Raw genomic sequence first — 22,281 nt, 5'->3', positions numbered from 1 at the left:
CCCTAGGCTGATTGCAGATAATCCACTTCCACCAGCACTTTAGCAAAAGAAGACTAAGCAGCGTGGAACTCGTCTTTTCCTTTTAATCCCTTCCCCCTCCAAGGTGGGAAGGAATGGATGGGGGTGTCACCTTTCATTCATCTATCCGACAAATCCCGTTCGTCCTGCCTGCGGCACGTCGCCCAAAGGCTATGAGCCGTCGGGTGACCCGGCGAAGTCTTGACGAAGCCTGGAGCCTGTCGAAGAACGCAGGACCTGCGGTGATGCCGCAGGCTCGGGAACTTCCCGGCCGCCTACTCATTCGGCGGCAGCGGCAGGCCGGGCCAGGGGTGATCGGGGCTTATGATCCGGGTGATTTCCTGCATCATCCGCCACGAGCCCAGGATATCGCCCGTGTTCGCCATCACCACAAGCGTTATTCGCTCGGACGGCAGATAGTAGGGGTAGACCAAGTAGCTCAGGATGTTGCCGTTGTGGCCGAGCCAGCCGTTCTGGTTTTCGAGCGCAAGCCCGTAAAGCGCGCCGTCGCCTTCCTCGGGCGCCGGCAGGAACCGGTGCTGCTCCTTCTTCATGGCGGGCGAGATCAGCTTGCCTGTTGCGAGGGCGCGCGCCCACACGCCCATGTCGTCGAGCGTCGAGATCATGTTGCCCGCAGCCCATCCCCAGGACGGATTCCAGTCAGTTGCATCGACGAACTCTCCGTCCGGCAATTTAAAGTAGCCTTGTGAATGCGGAGACGGTATCTCGGCTCCTGACGGGAAAACCGTGCGGGTCAATCCCAACGGCTCCAGGATGTTCTCCCCGATGAAGGAAGCGAGCGTCTGGCCGGAAACCTTCTCGACCACAAGGCCGAGCAGGACGGTGTTGGTGTTGGAGTAGTCGAACTCGCTGCCCGGCGGAAACAAGGGCGGATGGCTGAATGAAATCTCGAGCAATTCTTGCGGCGTCCATTCCCGGAAGGGCTCCTTCCATATGTCCGGAATGGTGACGTCGGAATAGCTGAAGAGGCCGCTTCGCATCTGCGCGAGCTGACGGAGCGTGATCTTGTCGCCGTTCGGCACGCCCTCGACGTAGAGGCCGATCGGATCTCCGAGGTCAAGTTGGTCCTGGTCCGCCAGGATAAGGATGCTGGTTACCACGAACGCCTTGGTGTTGCTGCCGATGCGCATGTAGAGGTCTGTCGACATCGGTTCGCCGGTCGCGGTATCCTGGACGCCGAACGCACGCACGTAGGGCGGCTCCCCCTCGCGCCACACGCCGACAATGACCCCAGGGATGGAAGACTCCCGCAAGGCCCTGTTGATGGTCTCCGTGAGCGTTTTGTCGTCGTTGCACCCCGCGAGCGGTGCGGCCGCCGCTGCTAAGACCAGCACGGCTGCACATAGGCGCGCGGCCAGGCGTCGGCTTGGCGCCTCCCGCCGGTTGCCGGGACCGCGTCTCATGTCTTTTGTATTTCGTGCCGGATGTGCCTTCATTACGTAGTAATCCATATGTAATACCCCCCTTCTGCAGCCGGACTGCCGATCAGGCCGCAAATATGCAGTGCGATATGCAACAGTAATACTGCTGACCGAACTTGTCAAGACCCCGGAAAGCGGTCCGAATGTAAACAATATAATGCGCCTCGGGGCGAACGGTTAGGGGTCCCGCGGAGGTATGTGTAACTGCGGGATGCAGGATACGAGATGCAGGATACAAACAAGGTTGTCATTCCCGCGGAAGCGGGAATCTCGTCTTTTTCTTTTTATAAATCCTCCCTCACCCTCCTTTTTCTAAGGAGGGAATTAAAGGCTTAAATGCGAGGGGATAATATTCCCCCCTTTGGAAAAGGGGGATTCAGGGGGATTTAAAATAAAAATGACAAATCTTCCCCAACAACGTCGGGGCGAATCGTATACGAGGGCATGTTCTGCGCCACACATTGTGTGCCTTTCCCCAATTATCGCAAAACCTAAAATGATTCATAGATATTAAATAGGGATGGGTTACATTTATGTGAATGCCTCTGCCTGGGAATAGAGCTCTGGTAAACACGATCGTCCTCATCCTCACCCTCCTCTCCCCCCTAACGGCGGAGGCCGAGGAGGTGCTCAACCTGGGCCCGCTCCTCTACATCGACAGGGACGAGCAGTCGGGCACTAAGTCCATAGACGCGTTAGGCCCCTTCGTCTCTTACAAGAAGACCCCGGATACTGTCGAGTACGGGTTCCGCCCCGTCTTCTACAACTACCGAGATTACGCGAAGGACAGGACTGCGTTCGATTTCCTCTATCCCCTCATGACCCACCGCACCTTCGAAGGGGACACCAAGTTCCAGCTCCTCGAATACCTTTTCTATTACAGCTCCGATCTCCGCCCGAGCGGGTTCAGGGAATACAGCTACATGCTCTTCCCCCTGGTCTTCGGGCGGAAGGACGAGGACCCGCGCGAGAGCTACTTCGCGCTCTTTCCTCTCTACGGCAGGATGCGGCACAAGTTCGGAAAGGACGAGGTTAATTTCGTCCTATTCCCTCTCTTCCTCCAGACGAGGGAGGGCGGCGCTACAAACAACAACTTTCTCTGGCCCTTCATAGGGGCGTACTCGGGCGGCGGGGTCTCGGGCGGGAGGTTCTGGCCGATATACGGCTGGAGAGGGAAGGAGGGCGATTTCGAGGACGAGTTCGCTCTCTGGCCGATATACATGCACAGGGAGCGCGATTTCTACGGAGAGAAGCTCACCTCCACTGCTCTTCTTCCATTTTACTACGGGACGGACGCCCCCGGCAGGAAGCAGAGGACCTATCTCTGGCCCTTCGTCAACGTGATAGATGACGCGAACACGGACGTGAGGAGGTGGGACATACCCTGGCCGCTCGTCACGTTCTCGAGAGGGACCGTGGATACGAACAGGATATTCCCTTTCTATTCGCTCAGGAAAGAGAAAGATTACGAAGCGGGGTTCGTCATGTGGCCCGCGATCGGGTACAAGAAATACGTATTCAAGGACTACGTGAGGACGAAGCGCACGTTCGGGCTCTTCATTCTGAAAGATATAACCGAGACGCCGACGAACGGGCGCGGGAAATCGAGCAAGGCCGTCCATTTCTGGCCCCTCTTCAGCTACAGGACGACGCCCGATGGCGTATCGACTTTCCACCTCTTCTCGCTCATCGAGACCTTCCTCCCCGACAACCCGCCGAGAGAGAGGAACTGGTCGCCGTTCTGGCAGTTGGCAGTATGGCGCATGGACGCGGAAGGCAACCAGATGTCCTCCATACTCTGGAACACGATCAGGACCGAGCGCACGAAAGATAAAGTGAAGTTCGAGCTCAGGCCCATAATACCCGTCATATCGTTCGAGAAGTCCGAGGAGACGTCGAAGTTCTACCTCGTGGGCGGGCTCCTCGGCTGGAAGTCCACGCCCGAAAAAAAGACCCTGCGGATTCTATTTATTCCTGTTACTATTTCTACGAAAAAGTCCGTGGAAGAAACGGGCAAGGGAAGCGGAGGATAAAAGCAGTGAACGGTGTTATGTCGTTCTTGAAGGTGACGGGCGGTCTCGTAAGCCTGCTTGTCGAGACTCTCTACTGGTGCAAATCCGCGCTCAAGAACACGGACAAGATAGCGGACCAGCTCCTCGTCATCGGGTACCAGACGCTCCCGGTGGGGGCGCTCATCGCCCTCTTTTCCGGAGGCGTGCTGGCGCTCCAGGCGGGCCCGACTCTCGCCGGGTTCGGAGTCGAGGAGAACGTGGGCGGTCTCGTCGGGCTCTCTCTCGTGAAGGAGCTCGGCCCAGTCATGGCCTCCATACTGATCGCGGGGAGGGTAGGCTCGGCGATGACTGCAGAGCTCGCGTCCATGAGCGTTTACGAGGAGATCGACGCGCTCAAGACCATGGACATCAACCCGGTGAGGTACCTCGTAATGCCGAGGTTCATAGCTACCGTGCTCGCGCTCCCCGTCCTCGTCATATACATGGACGTCATAGGGTGGTTCGGCGGCGCCGTGGTCTCCTACATCAACCCCGAGGTGCACCTCTCGTTCAGCGTCTACTACAGGAACCTCGCCGACCTCGTCGATTTCACGGCCTTCTGCAACGGCCTCATCAAGGCTGCGCTCTTCGGCGTGATAATATCCATAGTCTGCTGCTACGTCGGGCTCAAGACAAAGGGCGGGCCGAGGGAGATAGGGGCCTCGGTGACCAAGGCCGTCGTGCTGTCGTTCGTGCTCGTGCTCGTCTTCGATTATTACGCTACGAGGATTTTGTTATTCCTCGATTTGGATTAGAATAATGGACATGCAGGAAAGCGCTGAAAAGAAAGTGAGAGAGGAAGCTTCCGGGAACGGCAGGGGCATGGGCGGCGTGCTTCTCAATTATCTCAAGGCCGCGCGCGTCGGGGTCTCCATCAAGGGGCTAAGGAAGTCCTTCGGCTCGAACCAGGTGCTGAGGGGGGTAGACCTCGAGGTGTCCCCCGGCGAAACGGTCGTGATACTCGGGAAGAGCGGCACGGGCAAGAGCGTGCTGCTCCGCCACGTGATAGGGCTCGAAAAGCCCGACGCGGGCAGGATACTCATAGGCGGAGAGGACATAAACGACCCGGAATTCAAAAAGAACCACGTGGTGTCGATGGTGTTCCAGAGCTCGGCGCTTTTCAACTCGCTCACCGTCGAGGATAACGTGGGGTTATACCTCAAGGAGCACAAGGTGTTCGACGACGCGAAGATACACAAGCTGGTGTCGAGCGCGCTCGAAATAGTGGGGCTCGAAGGGAAGGAGAAGATCATGCCGTCGATGCTGTCGGGCGGGATGAAGAGGAGGGTCGCCACGGCGCGCGCGCTGGTCATGAACCCGGACCTGATACTGTTCGACGAGCCCACTTCGGGGCTCGACCCGATGATGACCCGCACTATAGGCGACCTCATTCTCGACCTCAAGCACAAGATAGAGATTACCCAGATAGTCGTGACGCACGACATAGACCTCGCCTTCTACGTCGCCGACAGGCTGGCTATTTTGAGCGAGGGCAGGATAATAGAATTCGGCACCCCTCAAGAGATAAGACGCAGCAGTGACGACGCAGTCCAGGAATTCATAACGCCGCAGTTCGAGCGGGGAGGTAACGGCAGGTGAACAAGCACGTTAAAGTCGGAATATTCTTCGTTGTGGGACTCCTGATACTGCTCGCCGTCTTCGATTTCGTGGGCGACATACCGTTCTTCGGCAGGGATTACAAGCTCAAGACCTATTTCGAGTCGGTCGACGAGCTCCGTGAAGGTAATCCCGTAAAGCTCGAAGGCTTCGAGGTCGGGAAGATACACAAGATAAGGCTCGCCGACAGGAAAATAGAGGTCGAAATGATAGTGAAGAAGGACAGCGGCATAAAGACCGACTCCCTCGCTACGATAAAGCTAACGAGCCTGCTCGGGACGAGCTACATCAACCTCACCTTCGGAAGCCCCGGCAGCCCTATCGCTCCCCCGGGCTCGGTCCTCCCCAGCAAGGAGCCTACGGATATAAACGAGATATTGGTAAAGGTCGACGCCGCCGTAAGCTCTGTCGAATCAGCCCTAGGCGCTTTCGACGTGCTCGGGGAGAATAAAGAGCAGCTGACGAGCATAGTGAACAACCTCAACTCGGTCCTCGCCGGATTGGAAAAAGGGGAGGGCACGTTCGGCAAGCTGCTCAAAGACGACGAGCTTTACACGGAGGCAAAGGGCGTTTTCTCGAACGTGAACGACATCACCTCAGGTCTCAAGGCGGGGAAGGGCACGCTCGGTAAGCTGCTCACGGACGAGACGCTCTACAACGACGCGAAGGTCGCGCTCTCGGGTCTCGGCAACATATCGGAGAAGCTCAATAACCCGAAAGGCACAATAGGCAAGCTCCTTAACGACGACACTCTCTATAACGAGGCGACCGGAGCGGCCACGAACCTCAACCAGATACTCGAGAAGATAAACACGGGCAAGGGCACCCTCGGTCAGTTAGTCAACGACGACAAGCTCTACAGGGACGCCCAGGACACGCTGCTTAAGGTGGACAAGAGCATAGACACCCTCGACGACCTCGCGCCCCTCGGCGTATTCGGCACAGCCTTAGGCGTAGTGACGCTATTCTAGGCGGCACACAATGTGTGCTCATATACGATTCTTCCGATTCTCCTCTGCCCAACCTACGAGTGAACCACACCCGTTCGCCCTGAGGCGCATAATCTGCGCTCATATATGATTACTCTGTTACTCCTCAGCTTTCGCCAGACAATGGAGCCCAGATAATACTAATCTGCGAGCCTGTCCTGAGCTCTATTCATCCTGAGCCTGTCGAAGGACGAAGGGTCGAAGGATCGAACGGGCTACACTACCGCATCTCCGCGGCAATCTCACCCCTTCCTGTCTTTGCGAGCCAACGGTTCTGAATTGGTGCAAGAACCGGACGCCCTCGCTTACATTGCAAAAAGTTGATTCACTATGGCAATCCATACAAAAGAATTCTAATAGCGAAGCAATCTCATGATAAAAGCGAGATCGCCACGTCGCTTTGTTTTAGATTAAGTACCCAATTGCCATAAGATATTAGCTCACAGGAATTAGCCAACGGCGACCTGCTCCTCTTATTCATCGGAGCAGTCCTCGCGAAGACAGAAAAAGAGGAGTCAATCCCGGCACCGATCGGGAATCCAAAAAATTCTGTCATTCCGAACTTGTTTCAGAATCTCTTCTTTAATCCTGCATCCTGAATCCTGCATCCTGTTGTAGGAGCGGCTTTCCTGAATAGATCCCGGATCACAGTCCAGGACATGGTTCAGGACAGGCCAGCCGCGAAGACTGAGCGGAGGGAATTAAAAATGAGGTTTGCGACATTGTGACAGTCGTGCAAGGGGATATACCCCGGACACCTGTCACATTGTCACTTGGCTCCCGCTACTACCCCCGCCTCCCCCTCGCACTAGCGTCAAAAATCCCAAAAAACTATTTGCAAATGCGAATAATCCTCTTGACAAAACCCCGTTTCCCTGATTAATTTATATATCTAGAATGAACGCGCCTCAATGCGGTCCTTATCGGGTGTTTGAGGATAAAACAATGATAACAGGCGGTTTGCCTGTTCCTCGCAGTACCGGCCTATTTATACATTTCGTTTTTTCAGAAATCTTTCGCAATTTGCAATACTGTAAGCTAACGCGGTCATAAATGCTGTAAAATAGCGAAATACGTCATGCGGCAGGCGGCAGGCTACAGAGAAGGGCAAGGAGAAGACCAATGGGACTCAACAGGAGCTTTATAGGCAAGGAGTACGAGCCGTCCGTGCACGTGGTAAGCACCGAGGAAGTGGTGGACTACGCATGGGCCATCGGGGCGAGGAACCTGAGTTATTTCAATTACAACGGCGCTTTTAACTTCAGCCACGAGAGCCCGGCCGGCATGGCGCCGCCGAGCTACGCGGTGACGTACGAGCTCCCCATACTGGAAAAGGTATGGAGCGACCCGGAGCTCCACGGCGGTGTGGAAGAGGCGAGGAAGAACGTGCTCATGCTCGTCCACGGCGACCAGTCGATGAAGTTCTACAAGCCCATCAGGCCGGGGGACAAGCTCACGTTCAGGACCAAGATAGTCGATATAGAGGACAAGGGATCGGGCGAGCTGCTCAAGATAAACGTGCTCACGACTAACGGGAAGGGCGAAAAGGTGGTCGAGTCGGACTGGGGCCTCTTCATAAGGGGCATCGGCAGCGGAGAAAAGCCGAAGACCGCAGCCTCGAACGGCAAGCCCAAGGAAACCCCCGCAGAGCCGCCCCTCGCGTTCAGGGACATAATACGCATACCCGAAGACATAACGTACAGATACTCGAAGGCGTCAAACGACATGAACCCCATCCACATAGACGAGAAGGTGGCGAAAGAAGCCGGTCTCAGCGGCATCATAGTCCACGGCCTCTGCACGATGTCCATGACGATGAGGGCTATAATCGAGAGCTACCTCGACAGCGACCCGTCCAGGCTCAAATCGCTCGGCGTCCGCTTCACGGCTCCTGTCTATCCCGGCGACACGATAGTCGTCGACGGATGGGAGAAGGGGAGGGATAACGGGCACGTGGTTCTGGGGTTCGACGTAACCAGGAAAAGCGACAACGTTAAAGTAATAAAGGGCGGTACTGCAGAAGTAGAAGTCGAGTAGTACCTTAACTTGCTTTGATGGATGATAAGTGAATTGCGGCGGCTTGCCAGGAGCCGCCGCTTTTTTTTATGCGGTGTGAAGGCTGAGCGCCACGTGCCCTCGGGCCTCGTCCTCGGGGCCCCTTCCGAAAATCCTTTCCTCCATGAGCCCGAGCATCTCGGGTATGGCGTTCTTTTCGCGCGCCGATATGAGCGGAGCGCCGTACGCCCTGCCGAGCCTCCTCGCGACTTCGGGCGGCGTCATGTCGGCCTTGTTCAGCACTATCATCTGCGGGACTGATTCGTAGCCCGTCTGGGCGAGTATCTTCTCGACGGACTCGATCTTATCGTCGACCATAGGGTCGCTCGCGTCGGCCACGTGGAGCAGGAGCGACGAGCTCCCCAATTCCTCGAGCGTCGCCCTGAACGCGTTCACGAGCTCCCTGGGCAGGTCGCTGATGAATCCCACTGTGTCCGTTATGAGTATCTCCCGCCCTCCGGGGAGCATTATCTTCCTCGTCGTGGGCACGAGGGTGGAGAATAGCTTGTTCTCGACCGTGACCCCGCTGTTCGTAAGCGCGTTGAAGAGGGTGGATTTCCCCACGTTCGTATAGCCTATGAACGTTACGGTCGGTATGCCCGTCTCCTTCCTCTTTTCCCTCGTCCTCTCGCGGCGTCTGCTCAGCTGATTTATTTCGTTCTCCAGATTTTCGATCTGCTTCCTTATCCTGCGCCTCTCCTCTTCGAGCTTCTTTTCACCCGGCCCCCTCGTCCCGATACCGCCCCCCAGCTGCGAGAGCTCCACGCCCCGGCCTACCAGGCGCGGGAGATTGTACTTGAGCTGTGCGAGCTTGACCTGTAATTTACCTTCGGCAGTGGTCGCGTGCCTCGCGAATATTTCCAGTATGAGCTGGGTCCTGTCCATGACGACGAGGTTCGTCTCGTCAGTGATCGACTTCACCTGCGCAGGCGTGAGCTCTACGTCGAATATTATCTTCTCGGCGCCTACCTGTTTCGCGGTGAGTATGGCTTCGCCTAACTTTCCCTTTCCGATGAGGTACCTGGGGTCTATCTCCCTTCTTATCTGTATGACTGAGCCGAGGACGGCCTTGTTCGCGGACTTGGCGAGGGATTTCAATTCTTCAAGCGATTCCTCGGCCTCGGAGCGGAATTTCGTCGAGAACCCGACCAGGAGCACGCCTTCACGGCCCTTCGCTCCCCCCTGCTCGTAGTAAGACTTCTCGAGACTCTGCTCGACGTCCCTGATGAGCTCGTCGCAGGCGATGTCCACCTGGCCGAGGTCCCTCCACTCCTCCACCTGCCATTTGGCCCCGCCGTTATTTGGCGGGAGAACGTGCGCCAGATAAAACCTTCCCGGGTCTCCGTCGGGCCTCACTTCAAGTAGCCCCATCATGTCGAGCCTCTCGTTCACGAGCGTGACGAGGTCGGGCTCGCTGAACCCGGAGTTTTTAATGTGCGTGTGGACGAGCCGGGAGCCTCTAAGCCTGAATTTCGCCTCCCTCGACCTCCCCAGTATCTCGTCGTACGGGACCTCGTGGGAGTCGCCCAGGAATATGGCGGACACCTTCCCCTTCCTGTCTATGAGGACGGAGATGCCCTTCCTGAGCTCGTGCGTGAGCCTCGTGAGCGTTCTTGCAAGTTCAAGCGTTATTATTTCTTTCGGGGGGATTTTCCTTCTGTAAAGCCTTTCAAGGCTGCCTGTTTCACTTCTCGTGAGTCCTGACGTTTTTCCGTATATTCTGCTTATATGCCCGCCCCCTTAGCGTCATTTACTGCTACTATTATGATAAACATTCGCCCGGATCAGTCAAGGTGATTAATATCCGCTTAATTTTCCTGTCATTGCGAGACTCGGAACGAGCCGCATCAATCTCCCCCTTGGAATGTCATTGCGAGCGTAGTGAAACGAAGCGTGGCAATCTCATCATTTCTCTTGATCCCCTCTCCCTTGAGGGGAGAAGGGTAGGGTGAGGGTGTCTCCTTATACGTAGTCAGGAAATACCGTTCGTCCTGAGCTTGTCGAAGGATGAACGGCAATCTAGTCTTTTGCCTTTATTTCCCTCCTTAGAAAAAGGGGGATTAAGGGGGATTTTTCTTTTGTCATTTTCCGAATAACGGTTCTGAACGTGTGCAAGAACCGGTCACTCACGATTGATTGCAAGTTAGCCTCAATATTCCGACGCACAATTATCACAAGCCAAAACAAATCGGGAATCCAATTTTTTCAAAACACATAAAACGCATAAGAAATAAAGAAGGATACAAATAACTCTTAAACCATTTTCTATGACTTCTTGGCGGGACGACGGGATATGGCGGTCCAGGAATTCAAATTTTATTTTTGAAAAACACCCATCACCACCCGTATCCTGTCTTCCTTAAGGTTTCTGAATACGTTGCCGAGCTTCTCCTTGAAGGACGGCCCCATGATCAGGTTAAGGCCCAGAGGGGGCGGGGCGTGTTCTGGCGCCGAAGCATGCAATTCCATCTCCGACCGGAACCAGTCGAGAGACTTCTCGCTCACGTCCCTCCATTCGAGCTCTCTGAAACCGGCCCGGTCGAGCATGTCCCTCATCCCCGCGGGCGGGATTAAAAAGCTTATCGACGGGTCGTCAGCCCACGGTACCGGGAAGCGCACGGGAGAGTTGGGCCCCGCGCATATTTCATAGAGCGCGAACCGGCCCCCGTGAGAGAGGACCCGCGAGACCTCTCCGAACAGCTTCGCCTTGTCCCGCACGTTCATCTGAGTATGTATCGTTAACGCCCTGTCGAAAGAGCCTTCGTCGAAAGGGAGGTCCGTCATGTCGCCCATTCTGAACGTCACTTTGTCTCCCAGCCCCACCATCCCGGTCAGCATCTCCGCCGTCCGTAGGTACTCGTCGACGAGGTCGATTCCCGTGACGCGGCAGCCGAACTCGGCTGCTATCGTGCGTGCCGGCCCTCCGATGCCGGAGCCCAGGTCGAGCACCGTCATCCCGCGTCCGAGCTCCGCAAGAAGCGCGATCTCGAGGGTCGCTTCGTGCCCCCTTATATGAAACTCGTCGAATGTGGACGTATCGGCAGGGGTTCTGATTTCTTTACCTGCGCTTGCAAGCGCCGATAGTATTCTGTCGCCGAGGCCTTTTTGTCCGTAATGGTTTTGTATCGCAGTATCGTGTTTATTCATAGCTCGTACCTCGGAGTTTGGTTTGTATGGGGGAATTTATTTTAAGTCTATTGGATAGGGAATGGCATATCAACTGGTTTATAATTCTGAATTGTATTTAGAGATGCTGACATGGAAGTCTTTCGAGGGGTCCCTACGGCTGTCTTGGAGGGCCTATAAGCGGCGCTTCCACGGGAGCCGCGAGGCCGAAGAAGACCACGACGCCGTCCCCTCCGCATTCGGTTGACGCCTGCCTGCACCCGGACTCCGACGTCTTCGCGCAGGCTTCGAGGTCGTTCACGTTGTTGGCGACCCACACGTTACCCGCCTGGTCTATGGCCACGGAAGTTATGTGCTGGAGCGCCCCGCCGCCGTCGTAACCGCCCGGCGGAGAGATCGCGTCCCCTGTAGAGAGTCCCTGAGGGCAGTTCTCGTCCCTCGCACCGCACAGATTCACGAGCGCGCCACCGTTAAAGTCGGCGACCCATACGTTATCCCGGCCGTCTACCGCTATGCCCCACGGGCCCTGCAATCCCCCTCCCGCGAACGCCGACCCCGGAGCGTTCTCCCCGTAGGGGTCGAGTAGAGTGACGCTTCCGGTCCCCGAGCCTTCGATGCCGGAGTGGTTCGCTATCCACACGTTGCCTATGCTGTCTATCGCGATACCCCTCGGCTCGCCGATCCCGCCCAGGCCCGGTAAAGACTGATACACCACGTTCCCTAGGGGGTCTATGCTCGTTACCGTGTTCCCGGCGCTGTTCGTGACCCATAAATCCCCTTCGAGGTCGAGCGCAATGTCGAAAGGCCCGTCGAGCGTGTCCGTGCCGGGGTATGCGAACGTGACGGCGTTCTCCGGGTATCCGCCCGGGAACAATATCAGCGAATTTCCGCATCCGGGGCACTCTGCCGACGGAGCGTTATTGACGAGCCAGACGTTGCCGTCGTAATCGACTGCCGTACCCTCCACGCGGCCCGTATTGCCGTTAGCCCTGAATCCCGTCCCTTCGGGGGACAGCGGAGTGCCGTCCGGGGTGAGGAGCGAAACGCTCCCGCCGCGGCTGTTCCCTATCCATACGTTACCCGTCTGGTCAACGGCTATGCCGGAGACCGAGCCGTCTATGCCACCCCCGGTGAACCCGTACGGGGGCGAGAGCGGAAAGCCGTCGGGGGAGAGCTTGGTCACGCCCGAGCTTTCTCCGGGGCAGTATTCGGGGCCGAGCATCAGGCCGTTCGTCGCCCAAACGTTCCCGTCGGCGTCGACGGCTACGGCTCCGGGCGCATCCAGACCCCCGTCCGTGTATTTGAGCGCGATCGTCCAGGCCCGGGGCGGGGAGTCGGGCACGGGGAAATAGGGTTCGCTTCCGGGAAGGAGAGAAAATATTTCATTGACGTTCACAGACGGGTTGAGCGCTATGTTATGGAGCGCGGCGAGGGTGTTCGAGGGAGCGTCCCATCCGGGCGGGGTCGCCGACGTGAAGAGTCGCTCGCACGAATCGGCGGCCGAAAGCACGGCGCATGAATGGACGATATTCCCGAGCGCGTTGACCGAGGCCGACGCCCCGGTGCGCGAGCCGTTGACCTCGTTTTCGATCACCGCGCCCAGCCGTCCCGTCTCGATATTGACGAGGTTCTCCACGTTGCCGGCGGCGTTATATATGCCGGTCCCGTTCCCTATGATCGCTGAGCCTTTAAGGAGCTGCGCGTTCGTCCACACGGAGGCGATGGTCGTGAGCTCGTTGAGCGTCACGGAATCCGGCCTGCCGCCGACTTCGCCTATCACGGTGAGGAACACGAGCGCGTCGTTGGGCGACGTATTCCCCCGCGGCGTCCCTCCCCGGGCGACAGCGTAAATGATGCCGCTCTCCGCAGGCCGTCTGAATTTAATGCTGAAATTGCCTTCGCTGTCGGTCGTGTCCCCGCCGAGACTCTCGGCGATAATAGTGCCTGCGGCGTAAATGGTGACGCTAGACCCCGATACGGGCTCTTCCCCTGCAATAACCCTCCCTTTGAGGGTCAGGTCGGAGCCGCCTGTCTCACACCCGGCGACCGCCGCCGCGAGCAGAACGATCCCCGCGGCATTCAGGTAAAGCGGTCTGATTTTCAACTGGAATGTACCCCCCTAGAGCACATGAGCAGAGCAATACACTACACGATTAGCAGCCGATTTCAATTGGCTGATGCAAAGGCGGGACGTCCTAGCTGCTTCTCCAAAAATCTGTACCCTATTCATTCCCTCCGCCTGTCCTGAACCATGTCCCGAACTGGTTTCAGGATCTATTCAGGATCTGAAGGAGGGGTAGGGAGGATTTAATCGTAATGCACTCGCCCTCAGCTAGAAACCCGGACACGCTTTCGCCGTTGAAGTTTATCTCCGTCTTCTCCGGTTAACTATGCGATTCCCCTCCCCTCAGTCGGTCGCGAAGTCCCCGTCTTCGGAGGCGTCCGCTTCCAGATGCGCCAGGCTTGCGTGCCGCTCGTGGATGTCGATGTAGTGGATTATCGCCTCGTTTATCACCGTGCTCAGGTTCTTGCCGTATGCAGAGGCGATCTTGTCGAGCGAATCACGCTTGTCCGAGTCAATCATGAAAGAAATTCTCGTGGATTCGTTAGCCATAATCTCTGCTCCTCTGTTAATTATCCTAGCACACTATGCGGGGCGATAACAGACAAAAAAATCAGCGGCTCCTCGTTGATGAACGTAGATTGAATGTCCGCAGCGCTTTACGTCCCGTCCAACCCGATTATAATTTGTTATCCGTAAACGGGGAGCGCGGGCCCTGAGAAGGCTTGACTGCGCTTACATGCGGAATTCAAAATTCAAAGGTGCTGTCAATGGCTGAAGAGTTCGATAACGATATAAGGGAAATCGCCCGGAGCGTCCTGAGCGGAAAGGGCTCGCGAGTCAGCTCATACGAGCTATCGGATACCGATAAGGGGTTCCTCGCTGCGATAGAGGATTTTTACGTGCACTTCCGCCGGGCTATAACCGTCTTCAACGAAGCATCGCCGGGAATGAAGCTGTCGCTCCAGAGGCTCACCCCCGATTTCCTCGACCTATTTCTATCGATACCGGGCAGGAGGGGCGGCTTCTCCGTATTCTCCCCTTCCAGGATTATAATCCTCTTCGACGAGGACCCCGACGTGCTCACGGTCATAGGGAAAAAGAGGAGGACCGAGGAAGACGGAGAAGGCAAGCTCTCGGCCGCCATACAGCTCATCAAGATTAATTTCAGGAAGGAAGATAATACTATAGCTTACAGGGACAACGCGGGGGGGACGCTCGAGCTTCACGCCCTCATAACGCTTCTCATAAAATGGGTTTCGGCTTCCTGAAAGCTCAGGGACGGAGCACTACGTGTGTGAGCGTCGCGAGGAATATGATCGAGAATATCAGTATGACCACTCCCGCTATGTAGAGAGCGCCCGACTTCTCGCGCTCCGTTAGCTCGAACATCTTCTTGTGCCCTTCGTTTTTTCCGTGTTCGCTCATGACCGCAACATTATAACGGCTGACGCATCTTTGTAAAGATAGATACTGCCGGAAGAAAAAATCGAATGCGGCTTATGGCTTTAGCGCCAGCACCGGGCAGGGGGACTCCTGAACGACCTTCTCCGTAACGCTGCCCATCATGATTTTTTTAATCCCCTTTCTTCCGTGAGTGTTTATTACGATTAAATCCGTGTTTTTATTTTTCGCGTACTCGACTATGCCGAGAGCCGGATTCGTTCCCTCGATCAGAGCCGTGGAAATCTCCGGCTCACCCGTCTGCACGACGCCTGACTTGAGCCTCTGTCTCTGCATTTCGACCCGCGCCGAGAGCTCGGTAGAGGCAAATTTCAACGTGTCCTCGGTCAGATCGTTAATAAGGCCCGGAGTTCCTCCCGGTACGCCCGCCGGGTAGGAATAAAGCTTGTAGGCGTACAAGACGGATATATTCGCGTTGAGTGCCTGTCCCAGATCGACTGCGAGGTCGAGCGCGGAGTCTTCCTTTTCGTATACGTCGAGCGGAACGAGAATGTTACGGATCTCGACCGCGCTCCCGCTTCCCCTTTTCCTCACGGAGAGGATGGGGGTGCCCGACTTTCTCAAAACCTTCAGGGTAGTGCTCCCGACCAGCATTTTATCTATAAGGCCGAGTCCCCGCACCCCGAGCACAATCAGGTCGGCTTTCTTCCGGCGAGCGAGCTTTACGATTTCCTCGCTGGGGTCACCTATTAATACGGCGGTCCGGAAAGCGATCCCATGAATGCCTGATATCTCCGCTTCGGAAATGAGTCTTTCCTTATGATTTTCCGCAACTTGCTCCACCCAGCTGTAGAGCTCGCTGTCAGGGTCCCTTGCGTAGTCGTATAAGACCCTGGGATGCATTTCGATAACATATACACCGGTTATCTCGGAGCGGAAACATCGTGCGAGGAAGATCGCATAGTTAAGCGCTTCCTCGGATTCGGCCGAGCCGTCGCTCGCCCATATTATCTTTTTTATCTCTTTCATGTCGGACGTACCCCCCTCGTTTTAGCCAGCTATGCTCGTATCACTTATATATAATACTATCTTACTACGTATATTTTCTTGTCAACATTAAAGAATAGTTTTCCTGAAGGCGGGAATTAACCCGAATCGTCGATATAAAGAGGCGTTTCGAGTCGGGAGTGAGTCAAATAGTGGAGATGAAATCGTAACGCCGCGGCTCCCTGTGGGATTTTATTCTGGATTCCAGCTCTTTCCTGTTTTTCAGGTTCTCTAACGCAGATGTTACGCCTAGCCAGAAATAATAATCCAGAGACAGGTTATAGTATCTATCCATTCGATCGGGAATTATATTTTCCAGCAGTCTGATGAAACTGGCGACAATGCCCGGGATTTGCGGGATCATACGGCTCGCCCGGATGAGTCTGTTCCTGACAAATCGCCACCTTACAGGCCCGGTGTTATATTCGCATATGCGTCTGAAACAAAACGTATCCGGGTGATCGAGCGTGAAAAGGACGGCGGTCACCCCACGCTCTATAGTAAGCTCGGCCAGCTCCTCGAAATCTTTTTCGATATATTGCCTCGATCCGGCGTCAGGTTCGAATACGATCTCTACTCCGGCGCGGGCGATCCGGATACCCAGCTCGCAGTCTTCGCTAACGCTGTATCCGGTATTAAAAAAGCCGATCTCCCGTAACACATCCCTGCGTATGGAAAAGTTTCCGCTGTAAAACTCGAGACCCTGGAACCTGTAATCCGGGGAGAACAACCTGGACATGAAAGGGGTATATACGGTTTCCGCGAGATAGATATCGAGCGGCGTCGAACGATCGCTTATGTTCACGGGGATTTTGCCCAAAACGCAAAACCGGCCGTTATCTCTATGATGTTTATAGTGATTCTCTATAAGACCGGGGAGCGCTTCCATATCGTCGTCGAGGAATATCAGGACATCCCCTTTCGCTTCCTCTATGCCCCTGTTGCGCGCGGCCGACCTTCCGGCATTGGGCTTCCATATCGTACGGAGCTCGTAAGGCGCTTGATAGCCCTCAAGCATTTCCATCGTGGAATCGGTCGATCCGTCGACCGACACGATTACCTCGTAATCCTCATTCGGGAAGGTCTGGCCGGAAAGAGAGGTCAATGCGCGCTTAAGGGAATCGCAACGCTGATAAGTCGGTATTATCACACTGACTTTCATATCTCACGGATACGGGGAATTGCTTTGGTATTTCAACCCTCGGAAAGAATATACGCTAAGGGCCAAATTACAGTCAAGGAGTACCAAAACACGGACGGCCCTGTCTTCCGTCTGCCTGCAAATAATATACGCCGCCGTTTCAAATCGTTAAGCCCGCGCAGGAGACGGGCTCCTCTCTCCGTACATCTTCTCGGATTCCTGTATTATCTCGCCTGCTATCATTCCGGCGAAGTAATAGATTCGCTGAATAAGCTCGACGAGCTGACTTTCCACCCTGTACAGGACCGCCCGGTCGGGATCGCCGCTGACCAGCCGCCGCCCGAGGTGCTCGACTATCCCTTCGGCCAGGCTTTCGATTTCAGGCTTCATCTCTATGACGCTCTTCGCAAGACCGGCATCCTTCGTCTCAAGGGCTTTTACAGCCAGATGAAAAGCCTCCCGGACTTTAGCAGAATAGGGCTGGAACCTCCTTATCGTCTCCTCGCTATAAGAAAAACGCCGTTCAAGCCGCTCCCTGCCGAGCGAGACCATATTTACCCCTAACGTTTCTCCGACGTGCTCAAGGTTGACAATGACAGTACCCAGGGCCTCGAGCCGCCTCGTCTCCGCGTCCGTTAATTCCGCGGAGTACAACCGTCTTGCATAGTCCAGAATAGCGTCGTGCAGGATGCGCAGCTCTTTTTCCCGGGATACGATCTTGTCGAGGTCTTCCTTGCCGCCCGACAGCACGGCGGGCCTTGCCGATTCGATGAGCTCCTCGATATAACCGCCAAGCCGCACCGCTTCGAGGCGGATGTTTTCGAGTGCAAGCGACGGTGTTTCCAAAAATGCGTCGTTCAGGTATTTGGGAGTGGCGTACTCGGGCAGCGCCTCCGGCTTTTCGGGGATGATGCGCTGTATGAGACTGGCGAACGTTCCTATAAAACCGATAAAAATAACCGTATTAGCGACGTTGAACAGTGTATGGGCGTTCGCGATCTGACGCGGCGTGTCGGCAGCAAGCTGCGCGGTTCCGGTCAGGTCTGCGCTCACTGGGGAGATCGCTTCCGAGAGCGATCCGAGGTATCCGATAAACGGGAGCCAGATTATCACGCCAACGATATTGAACAGGATGTGTGCGGCGGCGGCCTGTTTCGCCGGCGCTGGCTTGCCTATCGCCGCCAGTATGGCCGTTACGCAGGTGCCGACGTTCGCGCCAAGGACAATAGCTATGCCCGCGTCGAGCGTGATCGCTCCCTGCGAGGCGAGGACGATCACAATGCCGATCGTCGCAGCGGAGCTCTGCACGATGCCGGTAAAAATAAGGCCCGCGCTGATACCGAGGAGCGGATTGCCCATCTCCTTCATCACGTCGATGAACGGCTGGTAAGAGCGGAGAGGGTGTGCAGCGTCGCTCATAACGCCCATCCCGAAGAATACGAGACCTATTCCCATGAGGATTCCGCCGTAGAGCCTGATTTTTTCGGTCTTCGACACGAACTGCATCCCGAAACCCACGGCTATAGGGAGGAGAGCGTACTGCGTCACGTTGAACGCTATTATCTGGGCGGTGATGGTAGAGCCGATGTTCGCTCCGAGGATGACTCCTATTACTTGCTGAAGCGTCATGAGACCTACGGAGATGAACCCGATGACTATGACCGTAGTTACGGACGATGACTGAATGATCGCGGTCGTTATCGCTCCGGTGATGGTCGCCATGAACCTGTTCTTCGTGAGCCTTGCGAGGAGCTTGCTCATGCCTTCGCCCATCACTGCTTTTAAGCCGTCCGTCATCTGGTCCATTCCGAAGAGAAAGATCGCCAGACCACCGAAGAGCCCCATCAGAATCATGCCCCATTTTGGGGCAGTGATATCCGATTCAATTCCCAGCGCCCGGCCTGCGACAACAAGAGCGGCCGTCATGATCAGAAGGAGAATGGAACGGGGTCCGATATATTTTCTTACAGGTATCATCTTCATACCCCCCGGTTTTTGAAGATATTATGTCTTAAACATGATTGTGCAGACAATGCTCCCGGAACTTCCCGATCATTTCCTGAAATACCAGTATAGTCCTCTCAAGTTTCTCAGGAAATTGCTTTCTATTGCTTTAAGCGTCCGCCCCCTGAGAGTCCGCAGTGGGGAGCCTTTGAAGACGTTTTTCTCAAGGTCGCTCACCTTGTAACGCTTGGGCTCGCATGCGGCCGCGCGGGAATTATCCTGCATCTCCTTCATTCTCTCCTCGAATAACATGCCGTCCGATTCCATATCGCTCTTGCCCTCTACCATGATGCTTCCGTAGGGTGTTTTTACGTACTTTCTGGCGCCTCCGCCGAGGGCGAAAAGATGCCAAGCAACTGCCTCAGTAGTCACCATGAGGGCGTAGTTTTTGCGTACAAGCCTCGCGCACAGGTCGCTCTCCTCGCGGTAAGCAATGTCCGAGTACCCTTCGACGGCCCAGCCCCCGGCATCCTCGACCGCTCCCCGGCGGTAGCATATCGCCCCCCCGGCAAGACTCTCGACCTCTATGACCTCGGGGTCGTTATAATAGCAATAGCCCTGCAGCTTCCATACCAGATCGTCTAGAGTCGAAGCATACGACTTTTCCGTCAGTTTCACGTCCAGGTTTGCCATTCTTGATCCGGGGGACGGAAAACATCCGCCCACGGCGGCCAGATTACGCTCCGCGAAAAAGCGGAACGACTTAAGCATGCTTTCGACAAAAGATTTATCCGGAAGCATATCGTCGTCTATCCTGATGATGAACTCTATCGGCTCGGGCACCGCTTCCATCGCCTGCTGGTGCCTTTTCCAGCCGCCTTCGGTATGGATGGTTACGATCTCATGACCCGCGTCTTTAGCTACGGCAAGGAGGCTTGAGACCGCGTCGTCGCGCTCGACAGGCGAATCGCTCTGGTCGTTAATGACGATCGTAAAGTTCGTGTACGTCTGATTAAGGAGGGAGGTGAGCAGGATAGCGAGATAGCCAGGGCGGTTTTTCGTCGGAATCGCTACCGCTATTTTTTCGTCCGGTCTTATGGGGCGCAGTTTAATCATAATTGTTTGTTCTACTCTATCCGTAAGCGCCGTCAAGATTATATCATTTCTTAAGGGATCCGGGTTGAGCAACTGGAGGGCCGGATACTGACCGAAAGGAGCAGCAGTCTAAATTACCGGACGATATGAAATAAAAAGCCTAACGTGAAGATTGATGAGCGTTCCGATCGTTTGGCAATTCTGATCGAGCTGGACGTGCGGGACTTGCAATAATCTATAAATTAGCTAGTGTTATAAGTATGATAGATTACGTAACACCGTACTTCAGGCCGCCGAGCGAGGGGAAGAGCTTCATACTCCAGGCGACGATCGGCTGCTCGCACAACCAGTGCACATACTGCGCCATGTACAGGCAGGAGGAGCAGAGGTTCCGCGTCCGCCCGATGGAGGAGATAAAGCGGATAATAGACGAAGCCTCGGAAGCGGGGTACATAGACGACCGAGTGTTCATAGCCGACGGCAACGCGCTCGTACTCTCGCAGAAGAAGCTCGCCGAGATGATCGAGTACCTCCGCGAAAAAGCGCCCGGCATCGAGCGCATAAGGATGTACGCGAACGTGGGCGACATATTGAGAAAGGGCGTCCAGAACCTGAAAGAGCTTAGGATGCTCGGCTTGGACATGGTGTACATAGGCTTCGAGAGCGGGGACGACGTGGTGCTCGAAAGGATAAAGAAAGGCGCTAACTTCGACGAGACCGTGAAGGCGTCCCGGATGCTGAAGGAAGCCGGGATAATGAACTCGGCCATGGTGCTCCTCGGCATGGGAGGCGTGGAGAGGAGCGCTGAGCACGCGGAGGCCACCGGAAAACTGCTCACGGCGTGCGATCCGGAATACGTGGGCGCGCTTTCGCTCCAGCTGAGACCGGGAGCTCCGATATATGAAGAATGGAAGAGGGGGGAGTTCGAGCTTCCCGGGAAGTTCCGGATGATAAAGGAGCTCGAAATACTCGTCGAGAACACGGAGTTGACCGACGGTTATTTCTTTTCTAACCACATATCGAACTACCTGCCTGTGAAAGCCAAATTCCCTCAAGACAAAGAAGACGTGTTGATGAAGATAAGGGCAGTGCTTGCGAGCGGGGACGAGTCGCTGCTCAGGCCAGACTATTTCAGGGACGTAATCAACCAGTACTAGGCTTGCCTTTATTCCGTTTCCCAATATAATGAGATTTCGGAGCATGACGGCATTCCATCGAGCCTGAAAAACCAAATTCCGAGATAAGGAGATATCTTATGCCCAGGATCGCCACCATTTCCCCGGTATGGGGCTGCAGCGTCGCCGACCTCCGCGCTCTCGCGCAAGAGGCGGAGGCTGGGGGCTTCGAAGCGATATTCTCGCCTGAGGTCCCGCCGTACAACGGCTTATCGAACGCGCAGGTGTTCGCCGAGGCGACGAAGAAAATAAAGGTGGGGACGTGGATAACGAACGTCTATATGCGCGAGGCCATGATCACCGCGGCCACGGCTATGACGATACAGGAGCTCTCCGGAGGCAGAATGGTGCTCGGCCTCGGCGTGAGCCACAAGCCCGTGAACGACAGATACGGCATTGAGATGGGGGACCCTGTTCAGAAGATGAGGGGGTACGTGAAGGCCGTGAGGTCCTTCATTGACGGTACTGCGCCCGCGCTTACGCTCAAGCGCGAGGTGCCGAGGATACCCGTGTACATAGCGGGACTCACCAAAGGCGCCGCCAGGCTCGCGGGAGAGGCAGCGGACGGGATAATGCCTTACCTCTCGACCCCCGAGTATATAAAGACACTCGCCGGATTCGTAGCCGAGGGAGCGAAGGCCGCGGGGAGAGACCCTTCCGAAATCGACATAACGCTCGGCATACCGTCCGTCGTATCGGACGACCTCGATCTCGCGAGGAAATCCGCGAAGCGCGGTCTCTCGGGATACCTGCGGTTCCCGTTCTACCAGAGGCTGATGAAGAACAACGGCTACGGCGAAGCGATAGACAAGATAAAGTCGGGCGCCGACCCGGTGGAGGTATTCACGGACGAGATGCTAGACTCGGTCGCGCTAGTCGGCCCCGCCGACAGGTGCAGGGCGAGGCTCGAGGAGTACAGGAAGGCAGGCGTCGCGCTCCCGATCATAGTGCCGAGCCCGGCCGGGAAGCAGTCGAACGTCGAGGTCATGAAGATCACCGTCGCCACGTACGGGGGCTGAGCGCGGAATCTCATCTGTTACTTTTCATTGATTCCCTCCTTAGAAAAAGGAGGGGAAGGGAGGATTTGAATTTTTCATTTTTTAAATCCCCCTGAA

At 55.7% G+C, this 22,281-nt stretch carries 18 protein-coding genes; 8 read left to right on the top strand and 10 right to left on the bottom strand.

The window, feature by feature from the left end; all coding sequences use genetic code 11:
- Positions 1-293: 293 nt before the first annotated feature.
- Entirely contained in the window at positions 294-1,490 is a 1,197-nt protein-coding gene (locus AB1598_03275; GenBank protein ID MEW6144021.1) for a serine hydrolase domain-containing protein, read from the bottom strand.
- Positions 1,491-1,999: 509 nt separating this feature from the next.
- Here AB1598_03275 and AB1598_03270 point away from each other — a divergent pair.
- From AB1598_03270 to AB1598_03250, 5 genes are all read left to right on the top strand, one after another.
- Positions 2,000-3,493, top strand: a complete 1,494-nt coding sequence (locus AB1598_03270) for a hypothetical protein (GenBank protein ID MEW6144020.1) — start codon at positions 2,000-2,002, stop codon at positions 3,491-3,493.
- A 5-nt stretch (positions 3,494-3,498) separates the two neighbouring features.
- A complete protein-coding gene (locus AB1598_03265; protein ID MEW6144019.1) occupies positions 3,499-4,266 on the top strand; it encodes an ABC transporter permease in 768 nt (255 codons plus the stop codon).
- A gap of 4 nt (positions 4,267-4,270) precedes the next feature.
- A complete protein-coding gene (locus tag AB1598_03260; GenBank protein MEW6144018.1) occupies positions 4,271-5,110 on the top strand; it encodes an ATP-binding cassette domain-containing protein in 840 nt (279 codons plus the stop codon).
- Entirely contained in the window at positions 5,107-6,099 is a 993-nt protein-coding gene (locus AB1598_03255) for an MlaD family protein (GenBank protein MEW6144017.1), read from the top strand. Before AB1598_03260 ends, AB1598_03255 begins: the two co-directional genes overlap by 4 nt.
- 1,140 nt (positions 6,100-7,239) lie before the next feature.
- Positions 7,240-8,154, top strand: coding sequence for a MaoC/PaaZ C-terminal domain-containing protein (locus AB1598_03250; protein ID MEW6144016.1), 915 nt, complete (start codon positions 7,240-7,242; stop codon positions 8,152-8,154).
- A 66-nt stretch (positions 8,155-8,220) separates the two neighbouring features.
- Here the strand turns inward: AB1598_03250 and hflX are convergent, their stop codons facing one another.
- The 4 genes from hflX to AB1598_03230 all read right to left on the bottom strand — a co-directional run bounded on the left by hflX (position 8,221) and on the right by AB1598_03230 (position 13,912).
- Positions 8,221-9,717, bottom strand: coding sequence for a GTPase HflX (gene hflX / locus AB1598_03245; protein MEW6144015.1), 1,497 nt, complete (start codon positions 9,715-9,717; stop codon positions 8,221-8,223).
- A 771-nt stretch (positions 9,718-10,488) separates the two neighbouring features.
- Positions 10,489-11,319 carry a class I SAM-dependent methyltransferase gene (locus tag AB1598_03240; protein MEW6144014.1) on the bottom strand — a complete coding sequence of 277 codons (831 nt, stop codon included), beginning with the start codon at positions 11,317-11,319 and terminating at the stop codon, positions 10,489-10,491.
- Positions 11,320-11,452: 133 nt separating this feature from the next.
- The gene (locus AB1598_03235) at positions 11,453-13,402 is read right to left on the bottom strand and encodes a hypothetical protein (protein MEW6144013.1); all 1,950 of its coding nucleotides are present in this window, start codon (positions 13,400-13,402) and stop codon (positions 11,453-11,455) included.
- Positions 13,403-13,705: 303 nt separating this feature from the next.
- A complete protein-coding gene (locus AB1598_03230; GenBank protein MEW6144012.1) occupies positions 13,706-13,912 on the bottom strand; it encodes a hypothetical protein in 207 nt (68 codons plus the stop codon).
- A gap of 218 nt (positions 13,913-14,130) precedes the next feature.
- Between AB1598_03230 and AB1598_03225 the strand changes: the two genes are divergently transcribed.
- Positions 14,131-14,631 (top strand): hypothetical protein, encoded by a 501-nt coding sequence (locus AB1598_03225; protein MEW6144011.1) that lies wholly within the window; start codon positions 14,131-14,133, stop codon positions 14,629-14,631.
- 4 nt (positions 14,632-14,635) lie between these two features.
- Here the strand turns inward: AB1598_03225 and AB1598_03220 are convergent, their stop codons facing one another.
- The 5 genes from AB1598_03220 to AB1598_03200 form a co-directional block, all read right to left on the bottom strand.
- On the bottom strand, positions 14,636-14,788 hold the full coding sequence (locus tag AB1598_03220; protein ID MEW6144010.1) for a hypothetical protein: 153 nt from the start codon (positions 14,786-14,788) through the stop codon (positions 14,636-14,638).
- 72 nt (positions 14,789-14,860) lie between these two features.
- A complete protein-coding gene (locus tag AB1598_03215; GenBank protein ID MEW6144009.1) occupies positions 14,861-15,793 on the bottom strand; it encodes a universal stress protein in 933 nt (310 codons plus the stop codon).
- A gap of 163 nt (positions 15,794-15,956) precedes the next feature.
- Positions 15,957-16,973 (bottom strand): glycosyltransferase family 2 protein, encoded by a 1,017-nt coding sequence (locus AB1598_03210; GenBank protein ID MEW6144008.1) that lies wholly within the window; start codon positions 16,971-16,973, stop codon positions 15,957-15,959.
- A 147-nt stretch (positions 16,974-17,120) separates the two neighbouring features.
- A complete protein-coding gene (locus AB1598_03205; protein MEW6144007.1) occupies positions 17,121-18,929 on the bottom strand; it encodes a Na/Pi cotransporter family protein in 1,809 nt (602 codons plus the stop codon).
- A gap of 75 nt (positions 18,930-19,004) precedes the next feature.
- Entirely contained in the window at positions 19,005-20,012 is a 1,008-nt protein-coding gene (locus tag AB1598_03200) for a glycosyltransferase (GenBank protein ID MEW6144006.1), read from the bottom strand.
- A gap of 239 nt (positions 20,013-20,251) precedes the next feature.
- On the opposite strand from AB1598_03200, the gene AB1598_03195 reads away from it, so the two are divergent.
- Both AB1598_03195 and AB1598_03190 read left to right on the top strand, forming a co-directional pair.
- Positions 20,252-21,148, top strand: coding sequence for a radical SAM protein (locus AB1598_03195; protein MEW6144005.1), 897 nt, complete (start codon positions 20,252-20,254; stop codon positions 21,146-21,148).
- A gap of 98 nt (positions 21,149-21,246) precedes the next feature.
- Complete coding sequence (locus AB1598_03190; protein MEW6144004.1) at positions 21,247-22,185, top strand: LLM class flavin-dependent oxidoreductase; 939 nt, start codon at positions 21,247-21,249, stop codon at positions 22,183-22,185.
- Positions 22,186-22,281: the final 96 nt, after the last annotated feature.

It is taken from the genome of Thermodesulfobacteriota bacterium (assembly GCA_040754335.1).
Lineage (GTDB): Bacteria > Desulfobacterota_D > UBA1144 > Nemesobacterales > UBA2774 > 2-12-FULL-53-21.
The sequence above is the reverse complement of the archived record's forward strand: the minus strand, read 5'-3'. Positions and strand labels throughout refer to the sequence as shown.